This window comes from Intestinicryptomonas porci (assembly GCF_033971905.1).
Lineage (GTDB): Bacteria > Verrucomicrobiota > Verrucomicrobiia > Opitutales > Intestinicryptomonadaceae > Intestinicryptomonas > Intestinicryptomonas porci.
Genome location: NZ_JALBUT010000002.1, coordinates 101,048 through 119,449, shown reverse-complemented (window position 1 = coordinate 119,449; position 18,402 = coordinate 101,048). Strand labels below are relative to the sequence as shown.

Genomic DNA, 18,402 nt, shown 5'->3' with positions numbered 1-18,402 from the left:
TCGCATTAAGACTTGCGCTCCATTGCGTTTCTGTAATCAATCGGGAACACCTTTACGAATTTCGGCAAAAATTCAGACCAGGAAGACAGAATTTCCCCCGCAACCTTGCTGTCCGTGCTTGAATGGTAGTCTTCGATTATAGAGCGCAATTCGCTTTCGCTTTCAGAATTTTCCGGAATACTTTCAAGATCGACGCTTTCCAAATTGCATCTTCTGTCAAATTCGCCGTTCAAATCCAAAACGTAAGCAAGCCCTCCCGTCATGCCGGCTGCAAAGTTAAAGCCCGTGTTTCCAAGCACGACCACCCTGCCGCCTGTCATATATTCGCAACAGTGGTCGCCCGAACCTTCGCAAACCAAAACCGCCCCGCTGTTTCTGATTGCAAAACGCTCGCCGACAATGCCGTTTAGGTATATCTTGCCAGATGTTGCCCCATAGCCTATGACGTTGCCTGCAATCACGTTTGCGCCTGCATCTTCTCTAAGCTCGCGGGGAGCGCGGATAATGATTTCGCCACCTGAAAGGCTCTTGCCGATAAAGTCGTTTGCGTCTCCTTCAAGGTTAAACCTTATGCCTCCGCACAAGAATGCGCCGAAACTCTGCCCCGCGCACCCCTTGAAGTTCGCGGTTATCGTCCCGTTTTGCAGTCCGCGGTCGCCCCACTTTTTTGCTACATGGTTAGAGAGCATTGCGCCTACGCTTCTATCGAAGTTGTGGATTTCAAAATCTCCGCTGAGAGATTCCGCGTTTGAAATGGAGTTTTCAAAATACTTTACAAGCTTTTTGTCATAAGCGTTCGGCAGTTCGCGCGGCGCAATTTCCTTGCAGAAGCGTTCTGAATTGGAAACGGCAGGCTTGAAGACGCTTGAAAAATCCAAATTCTTCGACTTCCAAAAGTCAAGAGCCTCGTCCTTGTCCAACAAATCGCTTCTGCCGACGGCTTCGTCGATGGAGCGCAAGCCCAAAGACGCAAGTATTTCCCTCGCTTCTTCCGCGACAAAACGCAAATAGTTTACCACATGCTCAGGCGCGCCCTTAAACTTCTTGCGCAGCTCTTCGTCCTGCGTCGCAACTCCGACGGGACAGCAGTTCTTGTGGCATACGCGCATCATCACGCATCCTATCGAAACTAATATGGCAGTGGCAAAACCGAATTCTTCCGCGCCCAAAAGCGCGCCGACAACAACGTCCCTGCCCGTCTTTATCTGCCCGTCAACCTGGACTTTTATCCTGCCTCTTAAACCGTTAAGGCAAAGAGTCTGGTGGGTTTCGGCAAGCCCAAGCTCCCAAGGCGCGCCCGCATACTTTATTGAAGTAAGGGGAGACGCGCCCGTTCCGCCGTCATGCCCGCTTATAAGCACCATGTCCGCCTTTGCCTTTGCGACGCCCGCCGCGACAGTTCCGACGCCCACTTCGGAAACAAGCTTTACGGAAATGCGCGCATTTTCGTTTGAGTTGCGCAAGTCGTAAATAAGCTCCGCCAAATCCTCAATCGAATAAATATCGTGGTGCGGCGGCGGAGAAATCAGCGTCACGCCGGGTATTGAATGGCGGATTTTAGCTATCGCCGAATTTACCTTGTAGCCAGGGAGCTGCCCGCCTTCGCCGGGCTTTGCGCCTTGCGCGATTTTTATTTGAATTTCCTTTGCGTTCGCCAAATAAGAGGCTGTGACGCCGAAACGACCGCTTGCAATCTGCCTGATTGCGCTCGCCTTTTCGGTGCCGTTTCTGCTTTCGTCCTCGCCGCCCTCGCCGCAGTTGCTCATCGCTCCCATTCGGTTCATGGCAATAGCGATTGTTTCGTGGGCTTCGGGCGAAAGCGCGCCAAAGCTCATTGCGCCGCTGACAAAACGCCTTACAATGCTTTCAACGCTTTCAACTTCCGAAAGCGGCACCGAAGATGCGCCCTTGAACTTGAAAAGCCCGCGCAGAGTGCAGAGCTTTTGCGCTTGGTTATTTATGAGCGAAGAATATTCAAGGTAGGCGTTCTTATCGTTGTTTCTGACGGCTCTTTGCAAAAGAGAAATCGTCTGCGGAGTCCAGAGATGGTTTTCGCCGCCGCGCCTGAACTTGTACTTGCCGAAATTGTCCAAAAGCTCCTCTTCTCCGATTTTCGGATAGAATGCGCCATGGTATCTTTCGAGTGCTTCATGCGCGACTTCCGCAATTCCTATCCCGCCGATTCGGGAAGACGTCGCTTCAAAATACTTGTCGATAAATTCCTTGGAAAGCCCGACCGCCTCAAAAATTTGCGCCTGGCGGTAGCTTCTCAAAGTGGAAATGCCCATCTTGGACATTATCTTCAAAAGCCCCTTCTTTATCGCCTCGATATAATTTTCGACTGCTCTTGCGCCGTCAATGCCTTCAAGTATTCCGCCTTCCGACATATCCGCAATGGTTTCGATTGCAAGATACGGGTTTATGGCGGTCGCACCGTATCCCAAAAGAAGCGCGAAGTGCATTATTTCCCGCGCTTCCCCTGTTTCGGCGACAATGCCCGCGGCATACCTCAAACTCTTTCTGACAAGCCTCAAATTTACCGCCGAAACCGCCAAAAGCATCGGGATTGGCGCATAGCCGTAAGACAAGTTCTTGTCGCTTAAAATAATCACGGTCTTCCCTTCGCGCACAAGCTTTTCGGCTTCGTCGCACAAACTTTCAAGCGCGCTTGCAAGCCCCTTTTCCCCCGACTGCGCCGAGAACTGCGCCTTTATCGTCGCCGACTGGAAAGTCGGGATTTTGGAGGAGCGTATGCAGGCGATGTCGTGGTTTGTGAGTATGGGGCACGGAAGCTTCAAAAGGTGCGCAAGGCGCGGCGTTTCGACAAGGGAATTGCCGCAGTTGCCGATATACGTCATAAGGCTCATCACAAGCTTTTCCCTAATCGGGTCTATCGGCGGATTGGTGACCTGCGCAAAAAGCTGTTTGAAATAGTCGTAAAGAAGCTGTGGCTTTTCCGAAAGCACAGACAAGGCGGCGTCGTTGCCCATAGAGCCTATCGGCTCTTTTGCGTCGAGTGCCATCGGCTTTAAAATGAGGTCGATGTCTTCGCGCGAATAGCCGAACATTTTTTGACGCAAAATCAAGTCAGCCCCCACGGATGGAGTGTCGGAAGATTCAAAAATTCCCGGGAGGGTTATCCTGTTTTCCTGAACCCAGCGACGGTACGGCTTTGCGCGGGCAAGAATTGTCTTGATTTCCGTATCGCGCATGATGCGGTGTTTTTGGGTGTCGATATAAATAATTTCGCCCGGGCGAAGCCTGCCCTTGTTCGCGATTTCGGAGGCGGGAATATCCAAAACTCCTGTTTCGGAAGCGAGAACAAACAAGCCGCTTTTTGTTATTGCGAACCTTGCGGGGCGCAAACCGTTGCGGTCGAGGAGCGCGCCTGCCGTTATGCCGTTTGTGAAAGCCAGCGCGGCGGGTCCGTCCCAAGGCTCGCTTACGCCCGAATGGTATTCGAAAAATCCCTGAATGTCCTTGCTTATGTGGAAGCTCTTTCCCCATGCCTGCGGAACAAGCATAAGCATTGTGTGGGCAAGACCCCTGCCCGCTTCGTGGTAAAATTCGACAGCGTTGTCGAGGCTTGCGGAGTCGCTTTGGCGCGGGCGGATTATCGGCAACAGCTTCTTGATTTCACCGCCGAAAAGCGGGCTTTCAAAATGCTCCTCGCGCATGCGCATCTGGTTTATGTTGCCGCGCAGGGTGTTGATTTCCCCGTTATGCGCCAGATACCTGAAAGGCTGGGCAAGCGGCCATGAAGGAAACGTGTTTGTGGAATAACGCTGGTGAATTAACGCTATCGCGCTCTCAAAATTTTCGTCGCTCAAATCGGGATAGAATTTCTTTAACTGTGGAGCGTTCAAAAGCCCCTTGTAAACAATGGTGCGCGAAGAAAGAGAGCATATATAAAAATCGTCGCGCGCTCCGAGTTCCGATTCCGCGCGGTTTTCAATCACCCTGCGCAAGAGATACAAGGCGCGTTCAAGCTCGTCCTGCAAAAGCCCCTTGTTCGAGAAAAAGAACTGTTCGATGCGCGGGCAGGTTTCAAGCGCAAGACCGCCTATTGCGGACTTGTCGGGGTTTACATCTCTGCTTCCCAAAACCTCAAAGCCTTCCGCATGCGCGCATTGCCTTATTATATCCCTGCACTTTTCGGCATCGGATTCTCCTTGCGGAAGAAAAGCCATCATCACGGCGTATTCGCCCGCGTTCGGAAGTTTGAAATTCAATGTCTTTCTGAAAAACCCGTCGGGAATCTGCGTAAGTATTCCCGCCCCGTCGCCCGTTTGCGAGTCCGCGCCGACTGCGCCGCGGTGCAGGAGACGGTCGAGGATTTTTATGCCGTCCAAAACTATTTTATGACTCGCCTTGCCGTTTATATCGACAATCATGCCGACGCCACAGGCGTCATGCTCGTTTTGGGGATCATACAACCCTTGTTGTTGTGGATAATTAGTTTTCATTGCTCTTTGCATATTTTGAAAGTTTCTACTTTTTTGTAGCAGATTTTATGCCAACTTTTAAAAAAATACAAAATTTTGCACGCAACATATTGAAAACAAACATTTTGCAAACATACATTTTTGTTCATTTCCGATTTGAGCAATCAATACAAAAACGCAACCAACAAATTTGTCAGTGCCAAAAATGAAAAAACTACAAATTTGTTTGCGCCAAGGAATACATTTTTGCAACAAATTGATTTTTGTATTTCTGAAAAATTTTTTTCAAAAACTAAAAAATCTTGTGTTTATAAAGGGCGAGCAACGCCGATTTTTGGCAATTTTACAAATTTTAAATACATAATTGCAGTTATTGGTATGGTTTGTGCTACAAAAAGTTATCAACCCTGTAAAAAGAGATGAAACTAATAATAGCATACATCAAGCCCGAACAGCTTGGCGACGTAAAGGAAGAACTCGTCAAGAGCGAAGTGTTCAGGCTCTCCGTAACTAACGCTCTCGGCTGCGGAAGGCAGAAGGGATACAGCGAAAACTACCGCGGAAGCGAAAGAGAAGTAAATCTTCTCAAAAAAGTCCGCCTTGAAATCGCCGTAAATGACGAGTTCCTCGATCAAACGGTTGACGCCATCATAAAAGGGGCGAAAACCGACCACATAGGAGACGGAAAAATTTTCATATTAAACATCGAAGAATGTATTCGCGTAAGAACAAGAGAAACGGGACGCGATGCAATCGGTTAACATTTAACGGAAAAACAAAATGAACTTAAAGTATTTATTGTCATTCCTTGCACTTGTTGCGGTAAGCAGCGTTGAAGCGGCGGAAGAAACTGTAAAGGTGTCGGAGGAAATGTTCACAATCAACAATCTCTGGATTCTGCTTGGCGCAATTCTGGTTTTTTCAATGCACCCGGGATTTGCGCTTGTTGAAACAGGCTTGTGCCGTGCAAAAAACAGCGTAAACATTCTGGCAAAAAACATGATAACCGTCGCAATCGGGCTTTTGACCTATTCGATTATCGGGTTCAGCCTGATGTATCCTGGCGAATCTTGGACGCTCGGCAAGGTCTTGGGCTTTTCGGGATTTGGGATTTCAAGCCCCGAAGGCATATCGGGCGCGATTGCCTATAACGGCGGCAAATACGGCTACTGGACAGACTTTATCTTCCAGGGAATGTTCGCCGCGACTTGCGTTACGATTGTTTCGGGCGCGGTTGCAGAAAGAATCAAGTTTGGTGCATACCTGATATTTGCAGTAATTTACGCAAGCTTGGCATATACAATCATAGGCTCGTGGGGCTGGGGCGGCGGCTGGCTTTCAAGCATAGGCTTCTATGACTTGGCAGGCTCGACTTTCGTGCATTCTGTCGGCGGCTGGGCGGCTCTGATGGGCGCAATGCTTCTCGGACCCAGAATCGGAAAGTATGTAAACGGTCATTCAAAGGCGATGCCCGGCAGCAACTTGGGCTTTGCAACACTCGGCGTGTTCCTGCTCTGGTTCGGATGGTTCGGATTTAACGGAGCTTCGGTTTTCTCGGCAGACCCTGTCATGGTAGCTTATGTATTCACAACGACTTCGCTTTCCGCGGCGGCAGGCTTGGTTGCGGCAATGCTCGCATCTTGGGCAGTGCAGAAGAAGCCCGACCTTTCAATGATGCTTAACGGTTGCCTTGCGGGGCTGGTAGGCATTACGGCGGGCGCGGACTGCGTGTCAATCCCCTCTTCCTGCATAATCGGTATAGTATCGGGCGTGGTTGTTGTGTTCAGCGTTTACTTCTTTGACAGAATCCGTATAGACGACCCTGTCGGCGCGCTTTCAGTGCACTTGGTTTGCGGCGTATGGGGAACATTGGCAGTCGGCATATTCTCGCCTGACCACGCTCTCCTTCCGCAGGTAATCGGCGTGGTTGCGGTTGCGGCGGCAAGCCTTTCTTCAAGCTTCATAATATTCTACGCAATCAAGAAGACCATAGGTTTGAGAGTAAGCAAGAACGAAGAATTGAAGGGGCTTGACATCTCCGAACACGCAATGGAAGCCTACAACGGATTTCAGATTTTCATTAACGAATAACTTTTAGAGAAGGAAAAAATATGAACGCAAGAAGAATTGCAATGGCGGAGATTGCCGACACCAATACTCCAGAAATAGAAGAAGGCGGCAACTTCATCGAAGAATTCGGCTGCGACGTATTCGGCATCAACACGATGTCCGAATACCTCCCCAAGCCCGTATTCAAGAAGCTGCGCGAAACAATGGAGACGGGCAAGGCTCTCGACTCCTCCATATCCGACGATGTTGCCCACGCAATGAAAACGTGGGCGATGGAACGCGGCGCAACCCACTACACCCACTGGTTTATGCCTCTTACGGGCGCGACTGCCGAAAAGCACGATTCATTCCTCGAAACATGCGCAAACGGCAATGTAATCGCAAGATTTTCAGGCAAGAACCTGATTATGGGCGAACCCGACGCGTCAAGCTTCCCCTCGGGGGGCTTGCGCTCGACTGCGGAAGCGCGCGGCTACACCGCATGGGACCCATCCTCCCCCGCTTTCATAAAGAGGGCAAACGGCGTCGCAACCCTCTACATTCCGACGGCTTTCTGCTCGTACACGGGAGAAGTTCTCGACAAGAAAACCCCTCTCTTGCGCTCGATGCAAGTTTTGAGCGCGCAGGCAAAAAGGCTTTTGAAGTGCTTTGACAAGGACTTTGAAGGCGGCGCGAAAGTTACGCTCGGTGCGGAACAAGAATACTTCTTGATTGACAGAAGATTTTATGTGCAACGCCCAGACTTGATGCAAACAGGCAGAACTTTGTTCGGCGCGCCCCCGCAACGCCACCAGCAGCTTGAAGACCACTATTTCGGCGCAATCAAGCCGCGCATTCTCGCATTCATGGCGGATCTCGATCGCGAGCTTTGGAGGCTCGGCATTCCCGCAAAGACGCGCCATAACGAAGTCGCGCCCGCGCAGTTTGAAGTCGCGCCGATTTTCGAGGAAGTCAATTTGGCAGTTGACCACAACATGCTCATAATGGACGCCTTGAAGCGCATTGCCGAAAAGCACAACTTTGCATGCCTCTTGCACGAAAAGCCTTTCGCGGGCGTAAACGGCTCGGGCAAGCACAACAACTGGTCCATATCGGTGGGCGACATCAACCTGTTAAATCCCGGCAACGACCCGCACCAAAACGCGATATTTTTGACGTCCCTTTGCGCGGTAATCCAAGCTGTTGACAAGCACGCGGATCTCCTGCGCTCGGCAATCGCGGGGGCGGGCAACGACCACCGTCTCGGTGCAAACGAAGCTCCGCCAGCCATCATTTCGATGTACCTTGGCGAACAGCTCGCAGACATCGTCGAGCAAATCGAAAAAGGTCAGGCAAAGACAAGCAAGCACGGCAAGACAATCAAAATCGGCGCGGACATTCTTCCCGAGCTCCCCTGCGACGCGACGGACAGAAACCGCACAAGCCCGTTCGCGTTCACAGGCAACAAATTCGAGTTCCGTGCGGCAGGCTCATCGCAATCCTGCGCAAGCCCGAACATTGTCCTCAACACCGCAGTTGCAGAAGCCTTCGACGAAATCGCAACCGCGCTTGAAAATCTGCCAAAGAATGCCGATTTCCACGCGGAATTGCAAAAGATGCTTTCTTCCATCATAAAGAAGCACAAGAAAATCATATTCAACGGCAACAACTACGGCGACGAATGGAAGAAGGAAGCGGCAAAGCGCGGACTGCCGAATTTGCGCACAACTCCCGAAGCCATAAAGCCGCTCACCGAAGCAAAGAACATCGCGCTCTTTGAAAAGTACGGCGTCTTTAACCGTGCTGAAATGCTTTCGCGCCACGAAATCTTCCTCGAAGAATACGAACGCAAAATCGGCATTGAAGCGGGACTTTCATTAAAGCTTGCCCGCACCCACATAATCCCTGCGGTTGCGGCGTATTTGAAGGAGCTTGGCGGCGCGCTTGAAACGGAAAAAATGCTGGGAGGCACAAAGAAGTCGAAGGCGGCGGCGTACGCTGCAAAAATCTCCGCACGCTTAAATTCCCTCATAGAAATTTCCGACAATCTCGAAACGCAAATCAAGAAGGCTGAAAAGCTGCCGAAGATTATCGAAACAATGGCAGAATTGCGCAAAGTTGCCGATGAAGTCGAAGGCGAAGTAAGCAACGAACTTTGGACGCTTCCAAAGTATTGCGAAATGCTTTTCGTTTATTAAACCAAATCCCGATTTTTAAAAAAAATGGACTTTTTACAAAATCTGTTTGCTGAAAGAATCGGAGGCGTCAACTACGGCAAAGCGACCGAAATTTACAAGTTTGAAAAAATCAAGCGCGCAAAGAGGTCCGCAATGCTCGCCCACCCCGATGTCGAGCTAATCGACATGGGGGTCGGCGAACCCGACGCCATGGCATTCAAGGAAGTTGTGGACGCCCTTTGCGAGGCGGCAAAAAAACCGTCAAACAGGGGCTATGCCGACAATGGCGGCATTCTATTTAAAACCGCCGTCAAAAACTACATGAAAAGCGTCTTCAATGTGGAGCTTGACGCGGAAAGGGAAATCGTCCACTCCATCGGCTCAAAAGCGGCTCTGTCAATTCTGCCAAGTTGCTTCATAAATCCGAAGGACGTCGTTATAATGACAGTCCCGGGCTATCCCATTTTCGGCACGCACGCAAAATATCTGGGGGGCGAAGTGTTCAATCTCAAACTTCTGCCCGAAAACAATTTTCTGCCAAAGCTAAGCGATATTCCAAGCGATGTATTAAAGCGCGCAAAAGTGTTTGTCATAAATTATCCGAACAATCCCACAGGCGCAAGCGCGACTGAAAGCTTTTACCGCGAACTTGTGGATTTCGCAAAGAAAAACGAGATTATCATTATTTCGGACGCGGCATACTCTTCGCTTGCGTTTGACGAAAAGCCACTTTCAATACTGCAAATCGAAGGCGCAAAAGACGTCGCCTTAGAACTCCACTCGCTCTCCAAAAGCCACAACATGACAGGCTGGAGAATCGGCTGGGTATGCGGAAATCCCCTCCTTGTAAAGGCTTATGCCGACGTCAAAGACAATACCGATTCGGGACAGTTTCTGGCAATTCAGGAAGCCGCCGCAACAGCTCTTGGCAATCCCGACATCACAAGGCAAATCGCAAAAAAATACTCGCGGAGAATGGATATTTTAATATCCGCCCTGTCCGAACTCGGCTTCGATGCAAAAAAGCCAAAAGCGGGATTTTTCCTGTATGTCAAAGCCCCGAAAGCCGCGGTTTCAAAAAGCGGAACTGTGAGGGAATTTAAAAATGCCGAAGATTTTTCAGAATGGCTCATAACCGAAAACCTGATAAGCTCCGTGCCGTGGGACGACGCGGGCGCGCATGTCAGGTTCTCAGTGACATTCTCCGCGCCAACGCCCGAGGACGAAATTAAAATCGTAAACGAAATCAAAAACAGACTAAAAGAATACACCTTTCAAATATGAAATTTTCAAAGTATCACGCGCTCGGCAACGACTATTTGGTCTTGGATCCGAACGACTGCCCAAACGTCCCTTCAAACGAAGACATTGTTAAGATATGCCACCGTAACTTCGGCTTGGGAAGCGACGGCATTTTGTTCGGACCTGAAAAGAGCGAAGTTGCCGATTTCAAACTTAGAATTTTCAACCCCGACGCAAGCGAAGCCGAAAAAAGCGGCAACGGACTCCGCATTTTTTCGCGCTATCTCTTCGACACAAAAAAAGTCGAAGAAAACCACGAATTTACGGTGGAGACGCTCGGAGGCGTGGTGAAGTCCACGGTTTTAAAGAACGGCAATTTCATAAAAGTCGAAATGGGCAAAGTAAGCTTCGACTGCAAAAAAATTCCCATTCTCAAAGACTGCGAAGAAGCAGTGAACTGCGATGTCGAAATAAACGGCAAAACCTACAAATTCTGCGCCGCCACAATCGGCAATCCGCACTGCGTACTGCCGATGGAAAAAGCGACCCCGCAAATCGCCCATACACTCGGACCGATTTTGGAAAACATGACTTCGCTCTTCCCCAACAGGACAAACGTCCAGTTTTTGGAAGTAATCGACCGCCAAAACATAAAAATCGAAATTTGGGAGCGCGGCGCAGGCTATACCCTCGCCTCAGGTTCAAGTTCGAGCGCGGCGGCGGCAGTCGCCAGAAAACTGGGGCTTGTAGATGAAAAAATCACCGTGCATATGCCGGGCGGTGAAATTTTCATAGAAATTGCGCCTGATTTTTCCATTACCATGAGCGGAAGCGTTGTAAAAGTCGGCGTTTACGAGATGTCAAACGACGTGATTTTGCAAAAATTGCCCCAATGAACGGACGCAACGCAAAAAAAAGCTTGCCAAGCATTGCCCATAAATGATTTAAAAAATTTCCCGTTATGAAGTATATTTTTATCACCGGCGGCGTTGTATCGTCTTTGGGCAAGGGGTTGACATCCGCGGCTCTCGGAGCACTTCTCGAAACCCGCGATTTGCGGGTTAAAATACAAAAGTTCGACCCATATTTGAATGTTGACCCCGGAACGATGAGCCCGTTCCAGCACGGCGAAGTTTACGTTCTCGATGACGGTGCGGAAACCGACCTCGATTTGGGGCATTACGAAAGATTTACCCATTCGCCGCTTTCCCGCGCAAACAACCTTACGTCGGGAAGGGTTTTTGAAACCATAATACAGCGCGAAAGGCGCGGGGAATTCCAGGGAAAAACGGTGCAAATCATTCCCCATGTCACAAATGAAATCAAACGCCACATTTACGCCGATGAAAACGAAGCAGATGTGGTAATCACCGAAATCGGCGGTACGGTCGGAGACATCGAAAGCCTGCCGTTTTTGGAAGCTCTGCGCCAGTTTTCGCTTGAAGTCGGCAAAGAAAACACGCTCTTTATCCATGTCACGCTCCTGCCCTATTTAAAGGCGGCAGGAGAGCTTAAAACGAAACCCTCCCAGCAGAGCGTCGCAAAACTGCGCGAAATCGGCATACAGCCCGACATCCTCGTATGCCGCACAGAACACCCGATGGACGAAGGCATGCGCCAAAAGCTTTCAATGTTCTGCAACGTCGAGCCAAAGGCAGTCATCGAAGAAGCCGACGTAAAGCATTCCATATACGAGCTTCCGCTCACATTGTCGGAAGAAGGCATGGACGAACTCGTCGCGCAAAAGCTCGGCTTGAAATCAAAACCAAGCGACATGTCAGGCTGGCGCGAAATCGCCCGCAAGCTCATACAGCCTTCCGTAGGCGAATGCCGCATTGCGGTCGTCGGCAAATACATCAATTTGCAAGACGCCTATAAATCCATTTACGAAGCCCTGACGCACGCGGGCATAGGCAACGACTGCAAAGTGAAAATCATCCGCGTCGATTCCGAAAACATCGAAAAATTCGGGGCAAAAAAATATTTGGAAGACGTTGACGGAATATTGATACCGGGAGGCTTCGGGAACCGCGGCATAGAAGGAAAAATCGCCGCGGCAAAGTTCGCGAGGGAAAACGGAGTGCCATACTTCGGGATTTGCCTCGGAATGCAAATACTTGTAATAGAATACGCGCGCAGCGTACTCGGATTTTCAGACGCAAACAGCCTCGAATTTAACGCTGAAACAAAACATCCCGTTATAAAAATAATGGACGACCAAATTGGCGTCGATTTGGGGGCGACAATGCGGCTCGGAGCGTATGAATGCTCCCTTGCGGAAGGCTCAAAGGCACATGCGGCATACAATACCGAAACAATAAGCGAACGCCACCGCCACCGCTACGAATTCAACAACGACTACCGCGATGCCCTTCAAAACGCAGGACTTGAAATTGCGGGAATAAACCCCAAGCGCAACCTCGTGGAAATAGTCGAAGTTAAGGGGCACCCGTGGATGCTCGGGGCGCAATTCCACCCTGAATTCAAGTCAAAGCCGTCTCGCCCGCATCCGCTTTTCTGCGCCTTCATAAAAAACGCGCTTAAAAGAAGCAAAAATTCGCAAAAATAAAAGCGGTTTAAACACAAAGCTCTTTAAAATGCCTTCGGAAAATTTCGCAAGAAACCATCTGATAAGGAATAAAGAAATCGAAAAAAAATATTTGCAAAAAAATATTTTTTTATTTGACAAATCGATAAAAAAAAGCCTTAATGGCATCTTAATTTTTTAACGGTGCTCGGTAGCTCAGCGGTAGAGCAGGTGACTGTTAATCACTTGGTCGCTGGTTCGATCCCAGCCCGAGCAGCCAGTTAAAAAAACAGCCGTATTTCTTTTTTAGAAGTGCGGCTGTTTTTTTTGGGGAGGGGGGCAATCCGAAAGGTTGTGGTATAGTAATTTTGAAGAAATATGAGTTTGCGTTCAAACCATGCGTCCGCAAAAATTAAAAATCCGAACTGACAGCATTTCCTTTCCGCATCAGCTCTCCGTAAGAAAAGCCGTATAAAAATATAGCAATGATAAAAAATATATATCATACCGCATCTTGATATAACATTTATTTGGCATTTTTAAGCCTGTTTTCTATTTTTTGATTTTGCGGAATTTTGAATTTCTGAATATCTAATCTAAGTTCCGACATCTGCGAAAAAAGCCCTTCAACATCGACTTCTTTTGCAGAGGAAATTAAAGGCAAACAGCTAAAAAATACGAATATCGAAATTAAAAGTCTCATATTATTCACAAATACAAGCGTTAATGTCTGTTGATTTTACATCTTGTAGATTTATAATATCATTTTGGACACCACAATATTCTCTAAAATTTTTAATAGCTTTTGCAATAGCTCTTTAACAAGTTTCTGTCCCCGACGGGATTGCCGCCGCAATTTGGCTCCCCTTCTTCGCATGGCTTGCAGTCATCTGCAATCAATAATAATGGCGATAAAGCCAGCCCCAATATCGACAATATTTTCATTAACTTATTTATCATATTTTTAATATACTAAATAAAATAAGTTCATAGTTTTAATTTATTTTTTAATGATTTTGCAAAGTCTTTTGAGACCAAACAAAAAAGCGGGCATTCCCCGCTTTTTTTGCCGCTTGCCATATTACTGTAATATAATAATAAGTCGCAAGCCCCGCGCAGAAGAGTTTAAATTGGTTCATAAAATTATTTTAACTGCGATAAAATATTTATGGAAAAAATATTTAACGAAAATGAAATCTGGTTTATAACGGGCGCGCAGCTCCTCTACGGCGGAGACGCCGTAATTGCGGTTGACAAGCATTCAAACGAAATGGTGAAAGGCTTGAATAATTCGGGCATTCTGCCAATGAACGTGGTTTACAAGGGAACCGCCAACTCTTCAAAGGAAGTGTTGGAAATTTTCAAGGCGGCGAACAATGACGCAAAGTGCGCGGGCGTAATCACATGGATGCATACTTTTTCCCCCGCAAAGATGTGGATTCACGGCTTGCAGGAATTCAGAAAGCCGCTTTTGCACTTCCATACGCAGTTCAACAAGGAAATTCCTTTCGACAAAATCGACATGGATTTCATGAACTTAAACCAGTCTGCGCACGGCGACAGGGAATTCGGGCATATCACTTCCAGAATGCGCAAGCCGCGCAAGGTGATTGTCGGGCATTGGCAGGACGAAAAAACGCAGAAAAAAATCGCCTCTTGGATGCGCGTTGCCGCCGCATGGCTCGACGCGCAAGACATGCGCATAATACGCTTCGGCGACCAAATGAACAATGTGGCTGTGACGGACGGCGACAAGGTTGAAGCAGAATTAAGGCTCGGCTACCATGTCGATTACTGCCCCATCGCGGTTCTGAAACGCTATCAGGACAAAGTTTCAAAAGAAGAAGTCGAAAGCCTGTTTGAAGAATACAAAAAGTCGTACACCATAAAAGGCGAAGACTTGAAAAACGAACATTTTGTCAAGCAGGTCAAAAACGCGGCTTTAATAGAAATCGCCCTTCGCAGGCTTCTTTCCGACATGGGAGCCAAGGCGTTTACGACAAACTTTGACGACCTCGAAGGAATTGACCAGCTTCCGGGGCTCGCAAGCCAGAGGCTCATGGCGGACGGCTTCGGCTTCGGAGCGGAAGGCGACTGGAAAACCGCCGCGCTTTTCAGAACGATGTGGGTCATGGGCAAGGGTCTTACCAAGGGCTGTTCTTTCCTCGAAGACTACACCCTGAATTTCGACGGCGAAAAAAGCGCGATATTGCAGGCGCATATGCTTGAAGTATGCCCGCTTATTTCGGAGGAAAAGCCGAAGTTGGAAGTGCATCCGCTCGGAATTGGCGGCAAGTCGGACCCCGCGCGCCTCGTGTTCACCTCGAAACAGGGCGAAGGCGTTGCCGCCACAATCGTTGACATGGGCAACCGTTTCAGAATGATAGTAAACAAGGTTGACTGCATAAAAAGCCAAAAGCTTCCGATGCTCCCCGTTGCAAGCGCGCTTTGGATACCGCGCCCGAATTTCGAAGTCGGAGCCGCGGCGTGGATTTTGGCGGGCGGCACGCACCATACAAGCTTCTCTTATGACTTGACAATCGAACAGTTGCAAGACTATGCTGAAATGGTAAATATTGAGGTGCTTGTAATAGATGAAAACACCACGATAGATTCCTTTAAAAAGGACATGCGCATAAACGAAATCTATTACATGCTAAACAAGGCCCTCATGTAAAATTCATACGGAAAGAGAATCTCTCATGGACGGAAATCAAGTTTCGATGAACGATGTCGCAAAAGCTTGCGGCGTTTCAAAAAACACGGTTTCGCTCGCGCTGAGGGATTCTCCGTCCATTTCCCCCAAAACAAAAAGCAAAATTCTAAAAGCCGCCAAAAATTTGGGATACGAAAAGAACATGACGTTCTCCAAATTCATGTCGGAAATAAAAAAGCACGGCGCAAACAAGTACCGTGAAACAATCGCGCTCATAAACGCAAACAAAAACCCGAACGCCTTTAAGGAGCACCCGACAATCCCCTGCTATGTCGAGGGGATACGCAAGGCGGCAAAGCGCGAAGGATTTGCCATCAACGAATTTTGGCTTTACGACAAGGATTTAAACGGGCGCAAGCTCGCAAGAATAATGAAACAGCGCGGCATACGCGGAGGCGTCATAACGGGACTTATGGACACAAACCTCCTGCCGCAGAGATACAAGGAAGTTTGGAGCTCGTTTAAGTTTGTCATTACGGGCGTAAGAACATACAACCCGACTTTGAATTTCACAATCGCCGACCACTTTCTGATTGCCTACAAAGCCACGCTGAAAGCCCTTGAATACGGCTACGACCGCCCCGCCTTGGTTCTTGAAAGAAGAATTGACGACCTAATCGAAGGCAGGTTTACGGGAGGCTTTTTGAGGGCGCAATTGCAAATGCCGAAAGAAAACCGCATAGAGCCGTTTTTCGACGTCAAGGAAGCCAACGAAGACATCGAAGTCTTCAAAAAATGGTTCAAGAAAAACAAGCCTAACGCAATCATCTGCCTTTATAACTCCGTCGAAAAATGGGTTGACGACATGGGGCTGAAAGTCCCGCAGGATCTCGGGCTTATCCAGCTTGAAAGAAGGACGCACCAGGGGAAATGGGCGGGAATGAACCAGCGAAACGACATCGCTGGGGAAGCGGCAATCGAAAGGCTTTCGCAAATACTCTATTCTCCAAACACCGACTTCAACATAAACATCACCGCTTCTTTGATAAGCCCCGAATGGGTCGAATCTGAAACTATTTTAAACAGAAACAAAACTTCCAAAAAAAAGAGCCGTTAAAGGCTCTTTTTAAGTTTTATTCAAACCCGTTCGGATGCGCAAAATGCCATTTGCAAGCAGTGCGTATTATGTCTTCCACATTCGCGTATTTTACGCGCCAGCCAAGCTCTTTTTTGGCTTTTGACGAGTCCGCATACAAGGCGTCGGGGTCTCCCTCTCTCCGCGGGGCGAACTCGTGCGGAACTTTCAAGCCACTGACTTTTTCGACGCCCCGTATTATCTCCAAAACCGAATTAGGCGTGCCCGTGCCCAAGTTGTAGTGCAGGAACTTTCCGCTTCCTTCAAGGAGCTTGAAAGAGGCGATATGCGCCCTGCTTAAATCGTCCACATGCACATAGTCGCGCAAGCACGTTCCGTCGGGAGTGTTGTAGTCGGAGCCGAAAATTTTAAGTGCGGGACGCTTCCCCATCGCGGCATAAATGGCAAGAGGTATCAGATGGCTTTCGGGAGAGTGGTCCTCGCCTATCGAACCGTCCTCCGCCGCCCCGCTCGCGTTAAAATAGCGGAACGCAACAGCATTCAAGCCGTACGCCCTCGCGCAGTTTTGCAGGAAATGCTCTACGTCAAGCTTTGTCTGTCCGTATGGGTTTATAGGATTTTGGGGCAAGTCTTCGACTATCGGCAGAGACTTCGGTATTCCGAACGTCGCGCAAGTCGAAGAAAATACGAACTTTTTGACATTATGTTCTATCATCGTTTCGATTAGCGATATGACGCCCGAAAGATTGTTTTTGTAGTATTTTATCGGCTCTAAAACCGACTCTCCAACATTTATGAACGCCGCAAAGTGCATTACAATGTCGATTTTTTCCCCGTCCAAAATTTTGCCCACAAGGTTTTTATCAGCCAAATCCCCCAAGTAAAACTTGACGGATTTGCCGAGAGCCTGCCTGTGCCCGTAAGACAAATTATCCAAAACAACAGGCTCATGCCCCGCTTCGATTAGCTGCCTCACGCAATGGCTTCCGATATACCCCGCCCCGCCGATTACAAGAACTTTCATATGGTCTTTCCTTTTAAAATTTGTTAAAAATTTCTCGCGCCGTCTCCCGCGAAACACTCAAAAATTTTCGGCCTTGCGCCAAACTTTTGCTCGTACCCCCTTGAGACTTCCTCCGCCTGCGCTTCCGTAAAATCTTCGGAAACAAGAGCCATTACAGCCCCGCCGAAACCGCCGCCGCTCAACCGCGCCCCGTAAACATTTTTTTGGAGCTTCAACAAATCTACAAGCTCGTCAAGCTCGGCGCACGAGTTTTCAAAGAGTTTTTTTGAGCTTTCGTGGGAAGCAAACAAAATCTTGCCCAAAGACGCCATGTCGCCAACCCTCATACACTCCTTTGCAAGAAGCACCCTTTCGTTTTCTTCTATGACGTGGCGCGCGCGCTTATAGACGGCCTCGCCCATCTTGTCTTTTTTTGCGTTCAAATCGCGCATCTTAAAATCGCGCAGCATGCGCTCCTTGCCGCCCTCGGACAGGATTTTTGCGGCTTCAAGGCATTCCTTGTGCCTTGCCGCGTAAAGACCGTCAACCAAAGCGTGCTTTTTCGTGGAATTAAAAAGATAAAATTTGCAGTCAGGGGCAAGTGGCAAAATTTCATATTCCTCTGTCTTGCAGTCGATAAAAACGACGGAATTTTTCTTTCCGAAACAGGAAACACCCTGGTCTAAAATTCCGCAAGGCATTCCCACAAAATTGTTTTCGCTTTTTCTTCCGATTGCCACCGCCTGCTTTTTTGAAATATGAAAGCCATAAAGCTTTGATAAGGCATAGCAAGACGCCATTTCTATCGCCGCGCTCGAACTCACGCCCGCGCCCTTTGGCAAATCGCTCGCGTCCGTAAAATCGAAACCGCAGTCCGCTTTAAGCCCCGCTTCAAGCAAAAACTTGAAAACGCCAAGCGGATAATTCACCCAGTTTAAAGAACGCGGCAAAGGCGTTATTGCGCCCATGTCAAGGCTCACCTTCTCCCCCGTGGAAGAGTTGGCAAAACATATTTTGCAGTCGCTTCTTTTTGAGACAGAAACGGCTATGTTTCTATCAATGGCAACCCCCATCACAAAACCGCCGTTATAATCGGTGTGGTTGCCGACAAATTCAATTCTTCCGGGAGCGACCGCGACAACTTGCGGCTCTGTGCCGAAAAACTTTTTAAACTTTTCAATGGCCGTTATTTCCACCATAAAATTTC

Annotated in this window: 14 protein-coding genes and 1 tRNA gene; 10 read left to right on the top strand and 5 right to left on the bottom strand. The window is 48.6% G+C overall.

Going from position 1 to position 18,402, the window contains the following annotated elements:
- Positions 1–5: 5 nt before the first annotated feature.
- Positions 6–4,466, bottom strand: a complete 4,461-nt coding sequence (gltB, locus tag MOX91_RS02280; RefSeq protein WP_370396457.1) for a glutamate synthase large subunit — start codon at positions 4,464–4,466, stop codon at positions 6–8.
- A 120-nt stretch (positions 4,467–4,586) separates the two neighbouring features.
- Here gltB and MOX91_RS02275 point away from each other — a divergent pair, with 120 nt between their 5' ends.
- The 8 genes from MOX91_RS02275 to MOX91_RS02240 all read left to right on the top strand — a co-directional run bounded on the left by MOX91_RS02275 (position 4,587) and on the right by MOX91_RS02240 (position 12,720).
- Positions 4,587–4,868 carry a hypothetical protein gene (locus MOX91_RS02275; protein ID WP_370396456.1) on the top strand — a complete coding sequence of 94 codons (282 nt, stop codon included), beginning with the start codon at positions 4,587–4,589 and terminating at the stop codon, positions 4,866–4,868.
- Positions 4,865–5,206: a P-II family nitrogen regulator gene (locus MOX91_RS02270; RefSeq protein WP_370396455.1), complete on the top strand. Its 342-nt coding sequence runs from the start codon at positions 4,865–4,867 to the stop codon at positions 5,204–5,206. The genes MOX91_RS02275 and MOX91_RS02270 overlap by 4 nt, the downstream gene beginning before the upstream one ends.
- A 97-nt stretch (positions 5,207–5,303) precedes the next feature.
- Complete coding sequence (locus MOX91_RS02265; protein ID WP_370396571.1) at positions 5,304–6,536, top strand: ammonium transporter; 1,233 nt, start codon at positions 5,304–5,306, stop codon at positions 6,534–6,536.
- A gap of 41 nt (positions 6,537–6,577) precedes the next feature.
- Positions 6,578–8,692: a glutamine synthetase III family protein gene (locus tag MOX91_RS02260; protein WP_370396570.1), complete on the top strand. Its 2,115-nt coding sequence runs from the start codon at positions 6,578–6,580 to the stop codon at positions 8,690–8,692.
- Between the two features lie 24 nt (positions 8,693–8,716).
- Positions 8,717–9,955: an LL-diaminopimelate aminotransferase gene (locus MOX91_RS02255; RefSeq protein WP_370396454.1), complete on the top strand. Its 1,239-nt coding sequence runs from the start codon at positions 8,717–8,719 to the stop codon at positions 9,953–9,955.
- Positions 9,952–10,809, top strand: a complete 858-nt coding sequence (dapF, locus tag MOX91_RS02250; RefSeq protein WP_370396453.1) for a diaminopimelate epimerase — start codon at positions 9,952–9,954, stop codon at positions 10,807–10,809. The genes MOX91_RS02255 and dapF overlap by 4 nt, the downstream gene beginning before the upstream one ends.
- Before the next feature lie 65 nt (positions 10,810–10,874).
- Positions 10,875–12,482 (top strand): CTP synthase, encoded by a 1,608-nt coding sequence (gene pyrG, locus MOX91_RS02245; protein WP_370396452.1) that lies wholly within the window; start codon positions 10,875–10,877, stop codon positions 12,480–12,482.
- A gap of 163 nt (positions 12,483–12,645) precedes the next feature.
- Positions 12,646–12,720, top strand: a tRNA-Asn gene (locus tag MOX91_RS02240).
- 246 nt (positions 12,721–12,966) lie between these two features.
- Here MOX91_RS02240 and MOX91_RS02235 read toward each other — a convergent pair.
- Positions 12,967–13,143: a hypothetical protein gene (locus tag MOX91_RS02235; protein ID WP_370396451.1), complete on the bottom strand. Its 177-nt coding sequence runs from the start codon at positions 13,141–13,143 to the stop codon at positions 12,967–12,969.
- Between the two features lie 92 nt (positions 13,144–13,235).
- The gene (locus tag MOX91_RS02230; RefSeq protein ID WP_370396450.1) at positions 13,236–13,400 is read right to left on the bottom strand and encodes a hypothetical protein; all 165 of its coding nucleotides are present in this window, start codon (positions 13,398–13,400) and stop codon (positions 13,236–13,238) included.
- Between the two features lie 208 nt (positions 13,401–13,608).
- Here MOX91_RS02230 and araA point away from each other — a divergent pair, with 208 nt between their 5' ends.
- Positions 13,609–15,117: an L-arabinose isomerase gene (araA, locus tag MOX91_RS02225; protein WP_370396449.1), complete on the top strand. Its 1,509-nt coding sequence runs from the start codon at positions 13,609–13,611 to the stop codon at positions 15,115–15,117.
- Positions 15,118–15,142: 25 nt separating this feature from the next.
- Complete coding sequence (locus MOX91_RS02220; protein WP_370396448.1) at positions 15,143–16,213, top strand: LacI family DNA-binding transcriptional regulator; 1,071 nt, start codon at positions 15,143–15,145, stop codon at positions 16,211–16,213.
- Positions 16,214–16,229: 16 nt separating this feature from the next.
- Here MOX91_RS02220 and galE read toward each other — a convergent pair whose 3' ends face one another.
- Positions 16,230–17,216, bottom strand: a complete 987-nt coding sequence (gene galE, locus MOX91_RS02215; RefSeq protein WP_370396447.1) for a UDP-glucose 4-epimerase GalE — start codon at positions 17,214–17,216, stop codon at positions 16,230–16,232.
- Positions 17,217–17,239: 23 nt separating this feature from the next.
- Positions 17,240–18,394, bottom strand: coding sequence for a galactokinase (galK, locus tag MOX91_RS02210; protein ID WP_370396446.1), 1,155 nt, complete (start codon positions 18,392–18,394; stop codon positions 17,240–17,242).
- Positions 18,395–18,402 lie beyond the last annotated feature (8 nt).

Bases quoted from the DNA above. Each gene is read 5' to 3' on its own strand.
- galE (WP_370396447.1), bottom strand. From the start codon at position 17,216: ATGAAAGTTCTTGTAATCGGCGGGGCGGGGTATATCGGAAGCCATTGC.
- MOX91_RS02220 (WP_370396448.1), top strand. From the start codon at position 15,143: ATGGACGGAAATCAAGTTTCGATGAACGATGTCGCAAAAGCTTGCGGC.
- araA (WP_370396449.1), top strand. From the start codon at position 13,609: ATGGAAAAAATATTTAACGAAAATGAAATCTGGTTTATAACGGGCGCG.
- MOX91_RS02235 (WP_370396451.1), bottom strand. From the start codon at position 13,143: ATGAGACTTTTAATTTCGATATTCGTATTTTTTAGCTGTTTGCCTTTA.
- dapF (WP_370396453.1), top strand. From the start codon at position 9,952: ATGAAATTTTCAAAGTATCACGCGCTCGGCAACGACTATTTGGTCTTG.
- MOX91_RS02230 (WP_370396450.1), bottom strand. From the start codon at position 13,400: ATGATAAATAAGTTAATGAAAATATTGTCGATATTGGGGCTGGCTTTA.
- pyrG (WP_370396452.1), top strand. From the start codon at position 10,875: ATGAAGTATATTTTTATCACCGGCGGCGTTGTATCGTCTTTGGGCAAG.
- MOX91_RS02255 (WP_370396454.1), top strand. From the start codon at position 8,717: ATGGACTTTTTACAAAATCTGTTTGCTGAAAGAATCGGAGGCGTCAAC.
- MOX91_RS02270 (WP_370396455.1), top strand. From the start codon at position 4,865: ATGAAACTAATAATAGCATACATCAAGCCCGAACAGCTTGGCGACGTA.
- MOX91_RS02260 (WP_370396570.1), top strand. From the start codon at position 6,578: ATGGCGGAGATTGCCGACACCAATACTCCAGAAATAGAAGAAGGCGGC.
- galK (WP_370396446.1), bottom strand. From the start codon at position 18,394: ATGGTGGAAATAACGGCCATTGAAAAGTTTAAAAAGTTTTTCGGCACA.
- gltB (WP_370396457.1), bottom strand. From the start codon at position 4,466: ATGAAAACTAATTATCCACAACAACAAGGGTTGTATGATCCCCAAAAC.